The sequence below is a fragment of the Chryseobacterium sp. 22532 genome (assembly GCF_052044665.1).
GTDB lineage: Bacteria > Bacteroidota > Bacteroidia > Flavobacteriales > Weeksellaceae > Chryseobacterium > Chryseobacterium lathyri.
Window position 1 is genome coordinate 636,570 of record NZ_JBQENJ010000003.1, and the last position, 17,400, is coordinate 653,969.

The window sequence follows — 17,400 nt, forward strand, 5'->3', positions numbered from 1 at the left end:
ACTTCTAAGATAAAATAATAATATCTATCTGCCTCTCATTCAGCCTGTTCATCAGCGTATAAATCCAGCTGTAGCCGGAAAGACGCTGCCAGAGCTCTGCATGGGGTTTTCCTATGCAGACTGTCGTGATATTATGGGCAATCACGTAATCCAGAATTCCTTTGTGGACACTGTTTTCTTTTACCCGGACGACCTTCGCTCCCAATTCCTGTGCTAAATTAAAATTATTAATCAAATACCGCTGTTTATCGAGGGCAATTTTTTCGGGATTCTCCGATGGCTTCTGTACATACAGAACCGTCCACTGGCTGTTGTAATAACTTGCCAGACGGGCTGTTTTCCTGATGATATTTTTAGCGATCTTTTCATTACTGCTGATGCATGCGAGAAATTTTATCGGTTTAAAGTTTTCTGTTTTTATTTCCGTTTCCACTTTTCTTTCCACGTGGGCAGCCACCTCTTTCAAAGCAAGCTCCCGAAGCTGCAGGATATGTCCGCTCTGAAAAAAATTGGTAAGCGCAGTCTGGATCTTCTCTTTTTTATAAATTTTCCCTTCTTTCAGGCGGGTCAGCAGTTCATCGGCGGTAAGGTCTATATTTACCACCTCATCCGCAAGACCCAGAATTTTATCAGGAACACGTTCAGCCACTTCTATTCCCGTAATGTTCTTCACTTCTTCATTCAGACTTTCGATATGCTGAATATTCATGGCACTGATGACATTAATTCCGTTATCAAGGATCTCCAGCACATCCTGCCATCTTTTCTTATTTTTTGAACCTTCTACGTTGGTATGCGCCAATTCATCCACGAGAACCACCTCCGGATGTTCATTGATAATGGTCTGAAGATCCATTTCTTCAAGGTTTTTACCTTTATAGAAAACCGATCTTCTCGGTATTTCGGGAATTCCGTCAGTAAGAGCTACGGTTTCTTCACGGTCATGGGTTTCTACATAGCCTATTTTCACATCAATGCCGTTACGCAGCAGAGACTGTGCCTCCTGAAGCATACGGAAAGTTTTTCCCACCCCTGCACTCATCCCGATATAGATCTTGAATTTTCCTTTGCGAGATTTCTGAATGAGTTCTAAAAAATGTTTTGCTGATGACATTGATTTTTTTTGCTTTATTTTTTTTAATACAAAAGGCACAAAAGGTTTATTTTCCAACACTTTAGACGATATAAGTAAGTTACGATTATTTTAGACATTTTTTCTCGAACCACCCCGTCAAAAATTCTTTGAATTTTCTCCACCCCTCCCGTGGAAGGGAATTTCCCCGGTTCTATAAGTGGTATACATCAGTATAAAAATCAAATATTTTTATACTGATGTGAACTTCTTTTCACAATGCATTTAAACTTCAAATAACTTAAGTGTTTAAAAACTTTTGTGACTTTTGTGGTTGTTTTTTAACCACGGATTTCACAGATTTTCACGGATGTTTATGCATGTTTATGCATGTTTATTTACTATAAAATCTTTGATTTTTGAGCACTTATGTGAAATTCTTATCTACGAAATACTAAACTTTAAATAACTTAAGTTTTAAAAACTTTTGTGACTTTTGTGGCTGATTAATTATTTTTCACTCTTCATTATTCACTTTTCACTTTCTAAAACCATGCAGCCAGACTTGTTGTGATAAAGAAATTTCCCTGCTTCATCTCATCATTTTTCATAAAAATGGCGTCTTTAGATGTAAAACCTCTCGCTTCTGTACGGAAAACTACGTTCTTCAGAATAGCATAATCTACATTCAGGGAATATCCGAAGGTCTGGAAACCATTGTCCGTTTTGGTGCTGATGATCACCCCATTTTTATCATTGTAATATTCAACTCTTCCCGCCAGGGCCCATTTATTGTCTAGCTGGTATTTCATTAAGACATTTGGAGTGTACCAGATGTTATAACTGTTGCTTCCTTTCTCTTTCTGTTCTGCCCCGATATCAAACCCAAGCAACGCTGAGAATCGTTCTGTCAACTGAAAATTCCCGTAAAGATCATGAAAATACCGCATTCTTTTTTCAGCTTTTGATTTATCGTTTCCAATGAATGAACTGCTGTTCAGCGTAATTTTTTCTGTCGGTTTATAGGTTACCTGGTGCCCGAAAGAAATCGTCTGGTTACCTTCCGGTTTTGCGATACGCTGCCAGCCATTAAGCACTAATCCGCTTAAAAACCATTTTCCATTGTCTGAAGTATAAGAAACCTTTGCTCCGGTTTCAAAATACGGTGAATTTTCAGCAGCAAAACTTCTTGTCAGATTAACATTATCTTTTCCTATGGCACTTTCCCAGCCGATGTGGGAAGGCATAATCCCTGCATCAATCCAAAGGTTTTTGGTCTTTGAAATTTTAATTCCCACGTTTGCTTCATTTACATAGCGCAATGCTTCCTGTTCTGCAGCCATATTGTCCTGCGCGTAGGTTCCGGCCATTAAAGCCACATTTGCGCGGAGATTTTCACTCTGATAATTTGCTTTTACCAATCCTAAATTCAGATTGAGCTCGTTATGTCTGTTGTAGGAGTATAAAAAATTCTGACGGAGATGATTGGCAGGTTCATTAAAATCATACGAGTAGAAAAGTTCTGCATAGGCAGAAAAAGTCACTTTATTTTCTGTTTTTAATGAATCTGATGATTGTGCTTTCGGGAAAAAGATCCCGAATAATACAGCACTGGTAATGATATATTTTTTCACGGTGATAGCTAGATTATTTTAACTGATCCAAAGCGATATTAAGCTTCAGTACATTTACTTTTGAAGGTCCTAAAAGTCCTAAAAACGGTTTCTCTGTCTGATTTTTAATCAAATTTCTTACTTTTTCTTCAGAAAGGTTTCGCAATTCTGCAATTTTCTTTACCTGATACAGAGCCCCTTCTTCAGAAATATCAGGATCCAGACCGCTTCCGCTTGCTGTAACCAGTTCTACAGGAACTTTTGTATTTCCCATTCCTGGATGCGTTATCTTTAAGGTATCTATTCTTTTCTGTACAGTTTGCAGATATTCTTCATTGCTCGGTCCTTTATTACTTCCTGCACTTCCTGCTGCGTTATAGTTAACAGCTGAAGGACGTCCATGAAAGTATTTTTCAGATTTAAATTCCTGCCCTATATTGGTGTAAAATTTCTGTCCGTTTTGCGTAATGATCTCTGCATTCCCTTTTGTAGGCAATACTTTTGAACCTCCGTATACGATAAGCAGATAAATTCCTACGATAGCCAGCATTACAAAAGTTAGTCTGAATGCTGTAACAATATGATTTTTCATTTTTTTTAATTTTAATAGAATAAACTGATCACTAAATCGATGATTTTAATCCCGATAAACGGAACAATAACACCACCCAAGCCATAGATTAAAAGATTTCTTCTTAAGAGTGCACTGGCCCCAATCGGTTTGTAGGCAACTCCTTTTAACGCTAACGGAATAAGGAAAGGAATGATCACGGCATTGAAAATAACGGCTGATAATATGGCTGTTTCCGGGCTGTGAAGATTCATGATATTCAATTTCTGAAGGGAAGGAATGAAAGTAATAAACAGTGCAGGAATGATGGCAAAATATTTAGCAACGTCATTAGCAATGCTGAAAGTCGTCAATGTTCCACGGGTCATCAGCAGCTGTTTCCCAATCTCTACGATCTCAATCAGTTTCGTAGGGTCATTGTCAAGATCTACCATATTTCCGGCTTCTTTTGCAGCCTGTGTTCCGCTGTTCATTGCTACCCCCACATCGGCCTGGGCCAGTGCCGGCGCATCATTCGTTCCGTCTCCCATCATGGCGACCAGCTTTCCTTCCTGCTGTTCTTTTTTGATGTAGTTCATTTTGTCTTCAGGCTTGGCTTCGGCAATGAAATCATCTACGCCTGCCTTTTCTGCAATGAATTTTGCCGTCAGAGGATTATCTCCGGTTACCATCACCGTTTTTACCCCCATTTTTCTCAGTCTCTGGAAACGTTCCTGAATTCCTGTTTTAATGATATCCTGAAGTTCGATGACGCCCCATACTTTCTCATTAACGCTGACAACAAGAGGAGTTCCTCCGTTTTCAGAAATTTTGGTGACGGCATCCTGGGTTTCTTTCGGGAAGATATTCCCGGCTTTTTCAGTCAGTTTTTTTATCGTGTCATAAGCCCCTTTTCTGATCCTTGTTTCTTCAAAATCAATTCCTGAGGTTCTGGTTTCCGCGGAGAAATCAATATAGACCGGGTTGGGAACAAGAAGGTCTTCAGATTTCAGCTGGCTTAGTTCTATAATGGATTTTCCTTCCGGTGTTTCATCGGCTACTGAACTTAGCGCAGAAGCTTTAATAAAATCGGGCAGCCTGATTCCGTCTGCAGGGTGAAATTCCGTCGCTTTACGGTTTCCGATAGTAATGGTTCCTGTTTTATCAAGAAGCAGTACATCAATATCTCCGGCAGTTTCCACTGCTTTACCGCTTTTCGTAATCACATTCGCTCTCAGGGCTCTGTCCATTCCGGCGATCCCGATTGCAGAAAGCAGACCTCCAATGGTTGTGGGAATCAAGCAAACGAAAAGTGATATAAAGGCCGCAATGGTAATGGGAGTCTGCGCGTAGTCTGCAAAAGGTTTTAAAGTGAGTGTTACGATAATAAAGGTCAGGGTAAATCCTGCCAAAAGTATGGTTAATGCAATTTCATTAGGTGTTTTCTGTCTGGATGCTCCTTCTACCAGGGCAATCATTTTATCTAAAAAGGACTCTCCCGGTTTGGTGGTCACTTTTACCTTTATTCTGTCGGAAAGAACTTTCGTACCTCCGGTTACTGAGCTTTTATCGCCTCCGGATTCACGGATAACGGGGGCACTTTCTCCGGTGATTGCAGATTCATCAATGGTAGCAAGTCCTTCGATAATTTCTCCGTCCATCGGGATCTGATCTCCGGTTTCGCAAAGGAAAATATCACCCAGTTTCATTTCGGCGGACATTCTCAGAATGGTTTCTACCTGAAATCCCGGTTTGTTCTCCAAAATTACTTTGGCGGGAGTTTCTTCACGTGTTTTTCTGAGGGTATCTGCCTGTGCTTTTCCTCTGGCTTCGGCTATTGCTTCTGCAAAATTGGCAAAAAGAACGGTGAAAAATAAGATAATGAATACGGTAAAATTATAAGCAAAGCTTCCCTGCGATTGGTCTCCTGTAAGACTGAAAAGACTTACGATGAACATCACAACAGTTCCTACCTCTACCAGGAACATCACGGGATTTTTAAACATGATTTTAGGATTCAGCTTCACGAAGGACTGTTTGATCGCTTCGTTCACCAAATCTTTTTGAAACAATGTCTGTGATTGATTTTTCATTTTATTATAAAATTCTAATGGAATTGAAAATTTAGAAATTAAGTGATTTAGAGATTAAGAAAACTCTGTTGTTAATAAGATGCCGGGCCTGAATAAATCAAAAACACAGGTTCTAAATCTTCAGATTTCTTAATCTCTTAATTTCTCAATCTCCTAATTTTTTAATTTAATTTTTATTTAGAGAAATACTGGATCTGTTCTGCGATAGGTCCCAATGTAAGGGCCGGGAAGAAAGACAGGGCTGCAATAAGAAGGATCACCGCCAGCGTCATAAAGCCGAAAGTAGCTGTATCCGTTTTCAGAGTTCCTGAACTTTCAGGGATGAATTTTTTCTGTGCCAATAATCCTGCAATCGCTATCGGTCCGATGATCGGAATAAATCTTGATAGCAGCAATACAATTCCTGTTGAGATATTCCACCAAGGAGTATTGTCGCCAAGTCCTTCAAATCCGGAACCGTTGTTCGCAGAAGAAGAGGTGAACTCGTACAACATTTCGCTGAATCCGTGGAAACCAGGATTATTCAATGTTTTGGCTCCAAATTCCGGCAGATAGGCGGTTAACGCTGTTCCTACAAGTATTAAAAACGGGTGGAACAGAGCCACGATCATTGCGATCTTCATCTCCTTGGCTTCGATCTTCTTACCCATGAATTCCGGCGTCCTTCCCACCATCAGACCACTGATGAATACTGCGAGAATAATGAAGATGAAATAATTAAGGATTCCAACACCGCAGCCTCCGTAGAAGCAGTTGATCATCATGGCCAGCAGCTCATTCATTCCTGAAAGCGGCATCGTACTGTCATGCATTGAATTCACAGAGCCTGTTGAAATCACAGTTGTTGCAATGCTCCAATATCCTGAAGATGCGCTTCCGAAGCGGATTTCCTTACCTTCCATAGCTCCAAGCTTACTGTCAGCACCCATTTGTGTGATAAGAGGATTGCCACTTGTTTCATTCACAATATTCGGAACGGCAAGTGCCAGGAAGCCAACAGTCATTACGGTAAAGATCACCCATGATAGCTTTCTCTTTTTCAGATAAAATCCTAATGCAAAGACCAATGCAAACGGAATGATCATCTGAGTGACCATTTCGGTCATATTCGTTACATAGTTCGGATTTTCAAGTGGGTGTGCTGAGTTGGCTCCGAAGAAACCTCCCCCATTGGTTCCCAAATGCTTGATCGCCACAAAAGCGGCTACAGGCCCTCTGGAAACATCAACTTTCTGTCCTTCCAGCGTTGTGATATGGTCTTTTCCTTCAAAAATCATCGGACTTCCGTTGGCAGAAAGGATCAGAGCAACAAGGATACTGATCGGAACAAGTATTCTGACCACAGATTTAGTAAAGAAATCGTAGAAATTCCCTAGTTCTGTAGTTGTTTTATCTTTAAAAGCTTTGAAAAGAACTGCCATAGCCGCCATTCCGGTAGCTGCGGTTACAAACTGCAGAAACATCAGGTAAAGCTGACTTAAATAGCTCACTCCGGTTTCTCCTGAATAATGCTGAAGGTTACAGTTCACCAGAAAAGAAATAGCTGTATTAAAAGCAAGATCTGGTGACATATTCGGGTTTCCGTCAGGATTCAGAGGAAGCCACGCCTGGGTCAGCAGGATCAGGAATCCTATCATGAACCAGACCAGATTGATCGTCAGCATGGCATACATATTCTGCTTCCAGGTCATCTGGCGGACCGGGTTGATTCCGGATATTTTATAAATTAATTTTTCAACAGGTTCAAAAACAGGATCTAAAAAGGTCTTTTTGTACCCATACACATTAGCAATGTATTTCCCAAGGAATATTCCAATGACTAATGTGATCACAAACATGGCAATAACGCCTAAAATTTCTGTATTCATGACCGGTTAAAATTTTTCAGGTTTCAGCAAAACGTAGCAGATGTACACAAAGGCCAGAATTGAAAGGAAAAATAAACTCCACATAGTTTTATATTTTATCAAAAAATTCAACGGATTTATAGAGAAGCCAGAACATCACTGCAAAAAGCAGGATCAAACTTATCAGCATCATATCGTTATTATTAAAGTTAATAGGGTCAGCAGTACGTACGATACCATCAGCAGACTGAAGCCTGCGTGCTCACGTTTTTTGAACGTTTTTCTTGAAATTGTCATTTTTAAAATATTTTATTCAGGTCTATAGGCCAAATAAAGGCCCACTCTGATACAAAAACATTCAAACAACTAATAATCAATTAATTAAATCAAATAACTCAACCGTACCAAAACACAAAAGCCTATCATTTTGATAGGCTCGTTTATTGAAATGATAGGAGTCAGGTGTTAGGTTGTAAGGATTGGGAAATAGGGAATAAGGTTGGTCGAAGTTGTAATGGTGGTTGTGAGTAGTGAATGGTGAATTTTGCTTCGCAAGTGAAAAGTGAATTCTAAGAGCAAAGAATCTATGACTCTAAAACATTCAAACTTTGGAAACACGCATCCCGAAACTCTCAAACCCTAAAACTTTCCGACTCTCAAGCTCTGCAACTCATTTACCTCCATCCATACTCCTCCAGCTTGCGGTACAGTGTAGCAATGCCGATTTCCAGCAGCCTGGCGGCTTCGGCTTTATTACCTTTGGTGTACTGCAGGACTTTTTGGATGTGTATTTTTTCGAGGGATCTTATACTTAAAGAATCACTTTCAGGAACGATTTTATCTGAATAATGGGGCAAACTTTCAGCATCCAGAATATTATCCTCCATTAGAATAAGGCTTCTCTCCACAGCATTTCTAAGCTCGCGGATATTTCCTTTCCAGTCGTTTTTTTCAAGGGTTTTATAGTAATCAGGATTTACCTGAAGGTTTGAAAGGTGAAGTTTGCGGGAGAAAATATCGATAAAGTTTTTGGCCAGCATTTTCAGATCTTCCTTTCTTTCACGTAATGGCGGAAGATGAATTTCGAAAACATTCAGTCGGAAGTAGAGATCTTCGCGGAAGTTGCCCTGTTTAATTTCGTCCTCCAGATCCCTGTTGGTCGCAGCAATCAGTCTGAAATCTGATCTGGACACTTTGGTCTCTCCCATTTTGATGAATTCTCCGGTTTCGAGAACACGCAGCAGTTTTGCCTGAAGTTCAATTGGCATTTCTCCTATTTCGTCTAAAAATAAAGTTCCGCCGTTGGCTTCTTCTATGAGACCTTTCTTATCTTTTACAGCACCCGTAAAAGCACCCTGTTTATGTCCAAAAAGTTCGCTTTCCAGTATTTCTTTGCTGAATGCTGAACAGTTGATGGCCACAAAATTATTTTTCTTTCTTTCGCTTCCGTCATGGATGGCATTGGCAAAAACTTCTTTTCCGGTTCCGGTTTCTCCAGTCAGAAGAACAGCCGCATCCGTCAAAGCGACTTTTTCAGCCAGTTTTTTAGACTGAAGAATCAGAGGAGAAGTTCCAATGATCTGTCCGAATCCTTTTGATACAGCAGTTTTTTGACCAATTTTAGAACGATTGTCTTTAACTTTTTCCAAAGCTTTATATACCAGCGGAATGATCTTCTCATTGTCGTCACCTTTCACTAAGTAATCATAAGCTCCGTTTCTCATCGCCTGAACGGCATCGGTAATATTTCCGAAGGCGGTCATCAGAATAATTTCGAGATGTGGATATTTGGTTTTGATGGATCTTACCAGCTCTATCCCGAAAGCATCGGGAAGCCGGACATCGCATAGAACAACATCAAATTCATGCTGCTCGAGCATAGTCATGGCAGAACGTGCTGTTGAGGCTTCTTTTACGTTAAAATCTTCTTGGGAAAGAATCATTCCTAATAATTTCAGGAGCTTGATCTCGTCATCGATGATCAGAATGTTTCCGTGCATGGTGTGTGTTTTTGGAAAACTATTGCAAACTTATAGAATTTCTTTTGGAAAGAAGCAAAGAAAATAAAGATGTCTGATTAATATTATTTTATTTAACGAGAATATTTCATCAGTACACTCGGATTAATTTCCTTTTGTTGCGCATCAGAAATTTCTACAAAACCAATCTTTTTGTAAAGATTAAATGCTTTAGCATTATTATGTTTAACTTCAAGATAGATTTCAATGCTCTTAAAATGGCTACAAACCTCCTCTATAACCTTCTGAATCAGATGTAAACCTATATTTCTACCCTGATATTCTTCTTTAACATACATCTGGTAAATATTTCCTCTGTCATTTTCATCTTTAACAAAAGTACAGATTCCAATTAATTGATCTTCATTGAAAGCTCCCAATACAAACCTTTCTGTCAATTGATTTTCAATATCATATTCTATTCTGAATTTTTCAGTTTTTAACGCTTCCTCATAGTCCGAGCAAAAAGATTCCGGGAATTCCTTTAAGCTTTCAAGCCTGATTGTTCTGTAAACGGCACTTTCTTCGGGTAAAAGTTTTCGGTACTGAATATTCATTATGATTTTAATTTGTGAAATGATAATTACAGGATAGTTTTAACCTCTGATAATGTGAATAATGTTTTTATCTGATATAAATTAAAACTATAGATGCAATAATACGGAAATTCCGGTTTGTTCTTTTCTGAATCCTTACATTTGTAATGCATTCTGATTTTTAGGAATGAAATGAGTTAGCTTATGATTGACAAAAGATACAAAGAAACAGTTCATACAGATAAAAACAACTACGAATATATCACCATTCCCAATGACGAAAACAAGGTAAGAATTTACACTTTAAAAAATGGTTTAAAGGTTTTTCTTGCTCAAAATTTTGATGCTCCGAGAATTCAGACGTACATTCCCGTGAGAACAGGAAGTAATAATGATCCGTCTGACAATACGGGTTTGGCGCATTACCTTGAACATATGATGTTTAAAGGGACCTCAAAAATAGGTACCCAGAACTGGGAAAAAGAAAAGGAACTCCTTGACCGGATTTCTGCGCTATATGAAGAACATAAAGCAGAACAAGATCCTGATAAAAAGAAGGAAATCTATAAAAAAATAGATGAAGTTTCCCAGGAAGCCAGCCAATATGCCATTGCCAATGAGTATGATAAAGCCATCTCATCCCTGGGAGCCAGCGGAACCAATGCCCACACGTGGTTTGATGAGACGGTTTATAAAAATAATGTTCCGAATAATGAGCTTGAAAAATGGCTTAAAATAGAGAAGGAAAGATTTTCAGAGATTGTGCTTCGTCTTTTCCATACGGAACTGGAATCGGTCTATGAGGAATTTAACAGGGCTCAGGATAATGATTCAAGGCTTGTGAGCTATGAGCTGATGGCTGCTCTTTTTCCAACTCATCCGAACGGACAGCAAACGACACTAGGAAAACCTGAACATCTGAAGAATCCTTCAATGAAGGCTATTCATAAGTATTTCGATGAATATTATGTCCCGAATAATTATGCTATGATTTTAGTCGGTGATCTGGATTTTGAAGAAACCATTCAGCTTGTCGATCGGTATTTTGGAACAATTCCTTACAGGGAGCTTCCTAAAAAAACTCCTGTTACCGAACAGCCATTAACAGAAATTGTAAAAAGGACGGTAAAAAGCCCTACCACTCCGAGGGTTCAATTAGCTTGGAGAACGGACAGTTTTGGTTCAAAGGAGGCTATGCTTGCAGATATCACTGCCAATATTCTCAGCAACAGAGGGGAAGCCGGACTTCTTGATCTGAACATCAACCAAACGCAAAAAATGCTTTGGGCACAGGCTTTTTCTGTGGGATTAAAACAATACGGATATTTTTCTATCGTGGCTGTTCCGAAGGAAACGCAGACCTTGGATGAGGCAAAAGATATGGTTCTGGAACAGCTTGAGCTGATCAAAAAAGGAGATTTCCCGGATTGGATTCTTCCTGCTATCATCAATGATTTTAAAATTCAACGTCTGAAAGGCCTGGAAACAGCAGATGGACTGGCCACAAACCTTTATGACACCTATATCAAGGGAAGATCGTGGGAACAGGAACTGAATGAAATGGATGAGTATGAAAGTTTTACCAAAGAAGATGTGGTCAATTTTGCCAATGCATTTTTTAAAGAGAACTATGCGATTGTTTATAAAGAAAAAGGCATAAATGATCAGCTGGTAAGAGTTGAAAATCCCGGAATTACACCGATTAAAATCAACCGTGATGCGCAGTCTGACTTCTTAAAGGAAATTACTGCTGAAAAAACAGAAGATATACAGCCGGAATTTATTGATTATGAGAAAGAAATCCTTACAGATAAGGTAAAGGATAAAAAGCTGAGCTTCGTTCGCAATAAATATAATGATATTGCCCAGGTGCACTTTATTTTTCCTTTTGGAAGTGATAACGACAGGGATCTTGGAATGTCTACCCAGCTTTTACAGTATCTTGGAACGGAAGAGCTTTCTCCTGAAGACTTGAAAAAGGAATTCTTTAAGATCGGAATCAGCAATGATTTTAAAACAACAAATGACCAGCTTCTGATCTCACTGAGCGGGCTGGAAGAAAATATTGAAAAAGGGATTTCTCTTCTTCAGCACTGGATGTATGGTGTAAAACCGGATCAGGAGATTTACAGGCAATTCGTAGAAACGGTTCTGGAAAACCGCCAGGCTACAAAAAAAGATAAAACCCGTATTATGACTGCCCTGACCAATTATACAAAACTGGGGAGCTTCTCACGTTACACGGATATTATTTCCAAAGAGGAGCTTGAAGGCAGCAATGCAGAGGTATTTACAGAAAGAATGAAAAATCTTTTCAAACATCCTTATGAGATATTTTTCTATGGAAAGAATGTGGAAAATTTCAAACAGTATATTGGAAGGTATGTGGAAAATGAAAGTTTCCGGATTCCTGAGCCTAAACAATATCCTGAGCCTGAAACCAACGGAAATGTCTATTTTACAGATTATGATATGGTTCAGATGGAAATGAGTAAAGTGGGAAGAGGACATCAGGTAGATACTTCAAACTTCGGAAAGATTAACGTTTTCAATGAATATTTCGGAAGAGGGCTTTCATCTATCGTTTTCCAGGAGATCCGCGAAAGTAAGAGTTTAGCCTATTCTGCATATGTTTCTTACGCGGCCAATTCTGAGCTGGGGCATCCTGATTATATCACTACTTACATCGGAACGCAGCCGGATAAACTCCAGACTGCCGTAAGCACAATGAGCGAGCTGATGAATGAGCTTCCCGAAGTTCCTATCCAGTTTGAAAATGCCAAAAATGCCGCTCTGAAACAGATCGCTTCAACCAGAATTACCCGAAACAATATATTTTTCAATACGTTACGACTGAAAAAACTCGGGATTCACCATGATTTCAGAAAAGACATTTACAGACAGATCGAAAACCTGAAGTTTGAAGATCTGAAGGATTTTTACCAAACGAAGATCAGGCCAATACATTTTAATACAGCGATTATTGGGAAGAAAGAAAATCTGGATATGGATGCCGTAAACCAGATGGGAACCTTTAAAGAGCTAACACTGAAAGAAATTTTCGGACATTAGAAAAATTTAAACCGCTTCATGATTGAAGCGGTTTTTTATATTAATTGAATCCGAGTATAAGTATAAGGACCTAAAAATAAATGCACTGAAAAAAACAGAATTTATATTGATTTTAAGCTACATCTAGGTCATCATACAATCTCCGTCTCCGTCCTGATATTCCGGATCGAATCCTTCTGGCAGATGCTGTATGAGCTGTTTGTGGAATAAGTATCTTCTTTCAAAATTACGTTCGTAGATCTTTGGAAATATTTTCGACTGCTCTATTCGTGAATTGAGTTCTTTCTGATAGCTGGTTAAGGTTTTTACTTTATTGCTGACAATATAATAGCTTAGGAAATCAATGAAGCGATCCAGATCAGAGGCTTCTGAAAACAGATAGGGGATCTTAAGATTCCCGTCCCTGAGCTGAAGCAGTGAACAGGCTGCTAAATTACTGTTGTCATCATATATTTTCACCCAAACATATTTAAAAACCTCAGCATAACTTGAAAACAAGTATTGATCATCTTTCTTCTTACCTTCCAATACCCACGGATTTTTTATAAATACATTGATTTCATCGGCATTTCGTCTGCTACGGAATTCTGACATGAATTCAGAGCTTTCGGTATCGATATGATCAAGGATTTCAAATCTGAATCCGGGCTTTTTGATGGCAGAGTTTTTTAAGGCAATTAAAGAATTGGCAACAGCATCAGTTATTTGAAAAAGTGGTTTTGCAGCTTTAGTTTCAGGCTTTTTCTCAGGAATAATATGCGCTGCATCTGAACGGAAATAATATCTTTTTCCTGCCTTTGGATAAACATATTCAAAAACGCCCAACATGTTATAAAGAGCTTCTGCTTCTTTGGTAAATTCTGTTGCGATGATATTGCCGTCATATTCTTCAAACATCTTATTCAGTAATGCTTTTGCAATCCTTTTCCCACGAAATTCTTCACTTACAAACAGGGTACTTAACCATGCATAGTGGAATATTTCTCCGTCAATTAAATAATTATCAGGGAAACATCCTACATACCCGGCCAGTTTTCCGTCATAAAAAGCCAAAACCAAAAGTGTCTGATTATCTAAAGCTTTCAGGTTTTTGATCTGGGATTTTGCCCGATGTTCTGAAATAGGAAGAAAATCAAAGTTTCTGAAATCTCCTGATGACACGAAATCCTCAAGTTCTTTTTTGTTAAATGTCTTCAGCTCCGTCATCTTCTCACTATTTTATTTTTGTTGATTATTTTTTTCAATCTGAAATAAGCGGTTTCTTTTTTTAATATGTTTTCTCCGCTCTCTCCCATTTCCATCGGGATTCTGTGAAAAAGCCGCTCTACACTGTCCAATTTTGCGCCTGCACTTCCAAAACAACAGAATAGATCTTTATTTTTAAACAGCTCATCAAAGAAATCTTTTTTTACTCCAAAGTCCGTGAACGGAAATGCAAAGCTTTCGTATAGAAAACCATTTTCTTTCAAATAATGAAAAGTCCGGTCGGTACTTTCCATCTGTTCCTTCAATGACAGTTCGCCATACTTGGGATGATCCCAGCTGTGGGAGGAAATTCCATAGCCTTTTTGTGTCAGTACTTTTAACTGCTCTGTTGTAAGATAAGGAGTGTGCTCTTTAAGGTAAGCATTGCATTCAATTTCCAGTTTTTCAGTAATCCTGTCCAGCAGTTCTCTTTTATGATAACTGATCTTTAAAACCTCTTGTTTTAAACCTTCTGTTGACGTATTTTTCAGGGAAAGCATTTGAAAGATCTCCGGATCTGCTGTTTTTGTTTTTTCCACAGCATCAATAATTAAACTTGCCTTACATCTGAACATCAGTTCCTGATTATCAATAAAAGCCGGATTTATAAAATTGCAGGCATATATTCCTTTTCTTTCCAGAACAGGAAGTACAATATCGTAAAACTCCCTGAAACCGTCATCAAAAGTCAGAAGAGCAATCTTTTTTTTAGGTTTAAAGTTACCATTGACAAAGTCCTTGAATTCTGACCAGCTGACGAACTGAAAATGCTTTGAAAGACAGTCTATATCTGCTTCGAATTGTTTTGTATTCTTATATTGAATAATGTGCCTGATATGTGGCAGATTTTCATCAGAAACACAGTGATAGACGGGCAAACAGTAATCCATCGGAAAAGAATTCCCAATATTTCCTTTTTCAAAGGCGGCGAGTATATTGATGATCTTATCTTTCATCTCTATTAAATAAAAAGAATCTATTCAAATTGGATTTAAATAGATTCTTAAAGGTATTACTTTTATGTATTATTTGATCACCTTCATTTCGTCGATAAGCCATTTGGAATCGGCAAATTTATCGATAATGAAAAGGATGTATTTGGTATCTACCATGATGTTTCGGCTGAAACGCGGATCGTAATTGATGTCGCTCATTGTTCCCTCCCACTGTCTGTCGAAGTTAAGGCCTACAAGGTTTCCGTTGGCATCAAGAGCAGGACTTCCTGAGTTTCCTCCCGTTGTATGGTTGGTCGCAGTGAATCCTACAGGAACATCTCCTGTTTTGTCTTTATAGATGCTGTAGTCTTTTTTGTTGTAAAGATCGATCAGTTTTTTAGGAACATCAAATTCATAATCTCCCGGAATATATTTTTCCATTACTCCTGCCAAATGCGTCTGATAACCATAAGAAACAGCATCTCTAGGGGTAGAGCCCTTTACTTTTCCATAGGTTACACGAAGGGTAGAATTCGCATCCGGGAAGAATTTTCTGTCTTTATCCGTTGCCATCTGCTGCGCCATGAATTTCTTCTGAAGGTCGTCAATTTTCCCCTGAAGAGAAGTAAACTGAGGATCAGCATTTTTCATATAGGTCTCTTTCATAGAGGCATACAGCTGATAAATTGGATCTTTTTTCAAAGTTTTGATTAGCTTGTCCTGGTTGGAAAATACTTTCTCAATATCTCCGGTAAGAGTTGCTCCGTTTACCTGCTCTCTTCCTGTAATGATTGAGTTTTTAGACATCTCTTCCACTACCGGAATGTTCTGGTTCTCGTCTTTATATTTATTGAATCCGACAGGCAGGAACTGAGGAGCGGTTTTATTGGCATACAAAGCCAGTAATTTTGCCGTCACTTTAGCATCCAGCTCTGCGCTGTAGTCTTTGTAAAAAGAAGTTACTTTTGTTTTTAATTTGGCAAGCTCTTTTTCATCCATTTTTCCTGCTTCCACAGAGGCAATATAGTCGTAGTAATCGCCTGCAAGCTTCAGCGTTTCGGCATTTCTTACCACTTCTGTATAATAAGCATTGTTTAATGCATAAGGAGCCTGATCATTGTACAGTTTATTCAATTGATCTAAAGTAGTTTTGATCTCATGATTTTTAGCGACCAAAGAACCTTCGTACATGACTTTTTTCTCCACTGCATTAGACTTTTTCAGGCCTTCTACTTCACCGATCCACTTTTTCCAGTAATTGGCTACTGAAGCATATTTTGAAGCATATTTGATGCGTGTTTCGCTGTCTGTACGCATTTTCTCGTCCAATGTTTTCAGCGCCACCTCACGTACGGCAATTCTTGCAGGATCTATATCTGTCATGATCTTCTCTACAGCTACTGCAGGAAGATATTCTGTTGTTTTCCCCGGAAACCCGAATACGAATGTAAAATCGTTTTCAGTTTTATCTTTTATAGAAACAGGAAGATAGTGTTTCGGAACGTAAGGAACGTTGTCTTTTGAATATTCTGCAGGTTTATTGTCTTTTCCTGCATAGATTCTGAACATGGAGAAATCTCCGGTATGCCTTGGCCAAACCCAGTTATCCGTATCACTCCCGAATTTCCCTATGCTTTGAGGCGGGGCTCCAACCAGACGGATATCCTTATATGTTTCCGTGGTAAAAGCATAATATTTGTTACCGTAGTACATTGATTTTACAATGATCGACTGGTAAGATTCTATTTTTTGAGAGTTTTTGTAAACCTCAATATTTTTATTAACTTTTTTAGTCAGTTCTGGCTCTACAAGGTTGTCTGTCCCTTCCAGGATCTGATCTGTTACTTCTTTGATGTCTACAATGAAGTCTACTTTTACCCCCGGATTCGGAAGTTCCCCGTCTGGATTTTTAGCCCAGAAACCATTGGAAAGAAGATCATTCTGAACTGTAGAATGCGCCTGAATCTGCCCATATCCACAGTGATGGTTGGTCAATAACAGACCTTTCGGTGAAATGATTTCAGCGGTACATCCGCCGTTAAACTGTACTACTGCATCTTTTATGCTCGGCTTTTGAGTATTGAAAATGTCTTTGGCAGAGATTTTCATTCCCAAATCCTTCATTTCCTTTTCATTCAGTTCTGTAGGAATCCACATTCCTCCATATTGTTGTGCAAATGCCATTGCAGCCGGCAAAAGAAATACGGATAAAAGTATCTTTTTTGTCATAATCAAAATTTTGTCCCAATTTACAAAGAATATTAAACATATGCCTTACAAGGGCGAGGAAATATAGCGGCAGGAATGAAGAGCCGAGAATCAAGAGTCAAGAGCCAAGATTTCAGACACGAGACCTGAGACAGGGTCGAGCTGGAATATGTCAATGGTGAATTTTGCTTCATAAGTGAGTGGTGAATTT

Annotated in this window: 11 protein-coding genes; 1 reads left to right on the plus strand and 10 read right to left on the minus strand. The window is 38.8% G+C overall.

Going from position 1 to position 17,400, the window contains the following annotated elements:
* Positions 1-4 precede the first annotated feature (4 nt).
* The 7 genes from ACTJIV_RS10760 to ACTJIV_RS10790 all read right to left on the minus strand — a co-directional run bounded on the left by ACTJIV_RS10760 (position 5) and on the right by ACTJIV_RS10790 (position 9,750).
* Positions 5-1,114: a sensor protein KdpD gene (locus tag ACTJIV_RS10760; RefSeq protein WP_336379636.1), complete on the minus strand. Its 1,110-nt coding sequence runs from the start codon at positions 1,112-1,114 to the stop codon at positions 5-7.
* 503 nt (positions 1,115-1,617) lie between these two features.
* Positions 1,618-2,706: a porin gene (locus ACTJIV_RS10765; RefSeq protein ID WP_440627375.1), complete on the minus strand. Its 1,089-nt coding sequence runs from the start codon at positions 2,704-2,706 to the stop codon at positions 1,618-1,620.
* 13 nt (positions 2,707-2,719) lie between these two features.
* Positions 2,720-3,277, minus strand: a complete 558-nt coding sequence (locus ACTJIV_RS10770) for a K(+)-transporting ATPase subunit C (RefSeq protein ID WP_440627377.1) — start codon at positions 3,275-3,277, stop codon at positions 2,720-2,722.
* Positions 3,278-3,288: 11 nt separating this feature from the next.
* The gene (gene kdpB, locus ACTJIV_RS10775; RefSeq protein ID WP_111955851.1) at positions 3,289-5,328 is read right to left on the minus strand and encodes a potassium-transporting ATPase subunit KdpB; all 2,040 of its coding nucleotides are present in this window, start codon (positions 5,326-5,328) and stop codon (positions 3,289-3,291) included.
* Positions 5,329-5,501: 173 nt separating this feature from the next.
* Entirely contained in the window at positions 5,502-7,196 is a 1,695-nt protein-coding gene (kdpA, locus tag ACTJIV_RS10780; RefSeq protein ID WP_440627380.1) for a potassium-transporting ATPase subunit KdpA, read from the minus strand.
* A 653-nt stretch (positions 7,197-7,849) separates the two neighbouring features.
* Complete coding sequence (locus tag ACTJIV_RS10785; protein WP_440627382.1) at positions 7,850-9,175, minus strand: sigma-54-dependent transcriptional regulator; 1,326 nt, start codon at positions 9,173-9,175, stop codon at positions 7,850-7,852.
* A gap of 92 nt (positions 9,176-9,267) precedes the next feature.
* The gene (locus ACTJIV_RS10790; RefSeq protein ID WP_440627383.1) at positions 9,268-9,750 is read right to left on the minus strand and encodes a GNAT family N-acetyltransferase; all 483 of its coding nucleotides are present in this window, start codon (positions 9,748-9,750) and stop codon (positions 9,268-9,270) included.
* Positions 9,751-9,933: 183 nt separating this feature from the next.
* On the opposite strand from ACTJIV_RS10790, the gene ACTJIV_RS10795 reads away from it, so the two are divergent.
* Complete coding sequence (locus tag ACTJIV_RS10795; protein WP_440627385.1) at positions 9,934-12,801, plus strand: M16 family metallopeptidase; 2,868 nt, start codon at positions 9,934-9,936, stop codon at positions 12,799-12,801.
* A 123-nt stretch (positions 12,802-12,924) separates the two neighbouring features.
* On the opposite strand, the gene ACTJIV_RS10800 is transcribed toward ACTJIV_RS10795, so the two are convergent.
* The 3 genes from ACTJIV_RS10800 to ACTJIV_RS10810 all read right to left on the minus strand — a co-directional run bounded on the left by ACTJIV_RS10800 (position 12,925) and on the right by ACTJIV_RS10810 (position 17,210).
* Positions 12,925-14,007: a GNAT family N-acetyltransferase gene (locus ACTJIV_RS10800; RefSeq protein WP_440627387.1), complete on the minus strand. Its 1,083-nt coding sequence runs from the start codon at positions 14,005-14,007 to the stop codon at positions 12,925-12,927.
* Positions 14,004-15,002 carry a polysaccharide deacetylase family protein gene (locus tag ACTJIV_RS10805; RefSeq protein WP_440627389.1) on the minus strand — a complete coding sequence of 333 codons (999 nt, stop codon included), beginning with the start codon at positions 15,000-15,002 and terminating at the stop codon, positions 14,004-14,006. Before ACTJIV_RS10805 ends, ACTJIV_RS10800 begins: the two co-directional genes overlap by 4 nt.
* A 69-nt stretch (positions 15,003-15,071) precedes the next feature.
* On the minus strand, positions 15,072-17,210 hold the full coding sequence (locus ACTJIV_RS10810) for a S46 family peptidase (RefSeq protein WP_440627391.1): 2,139 nt from the start codon (positions 17,208-17,210) through the stop codon (positions 15,072-15,074).
* Between the last annotated feature and the right edge of the window lie 190 nt (positions 17,211-17,400).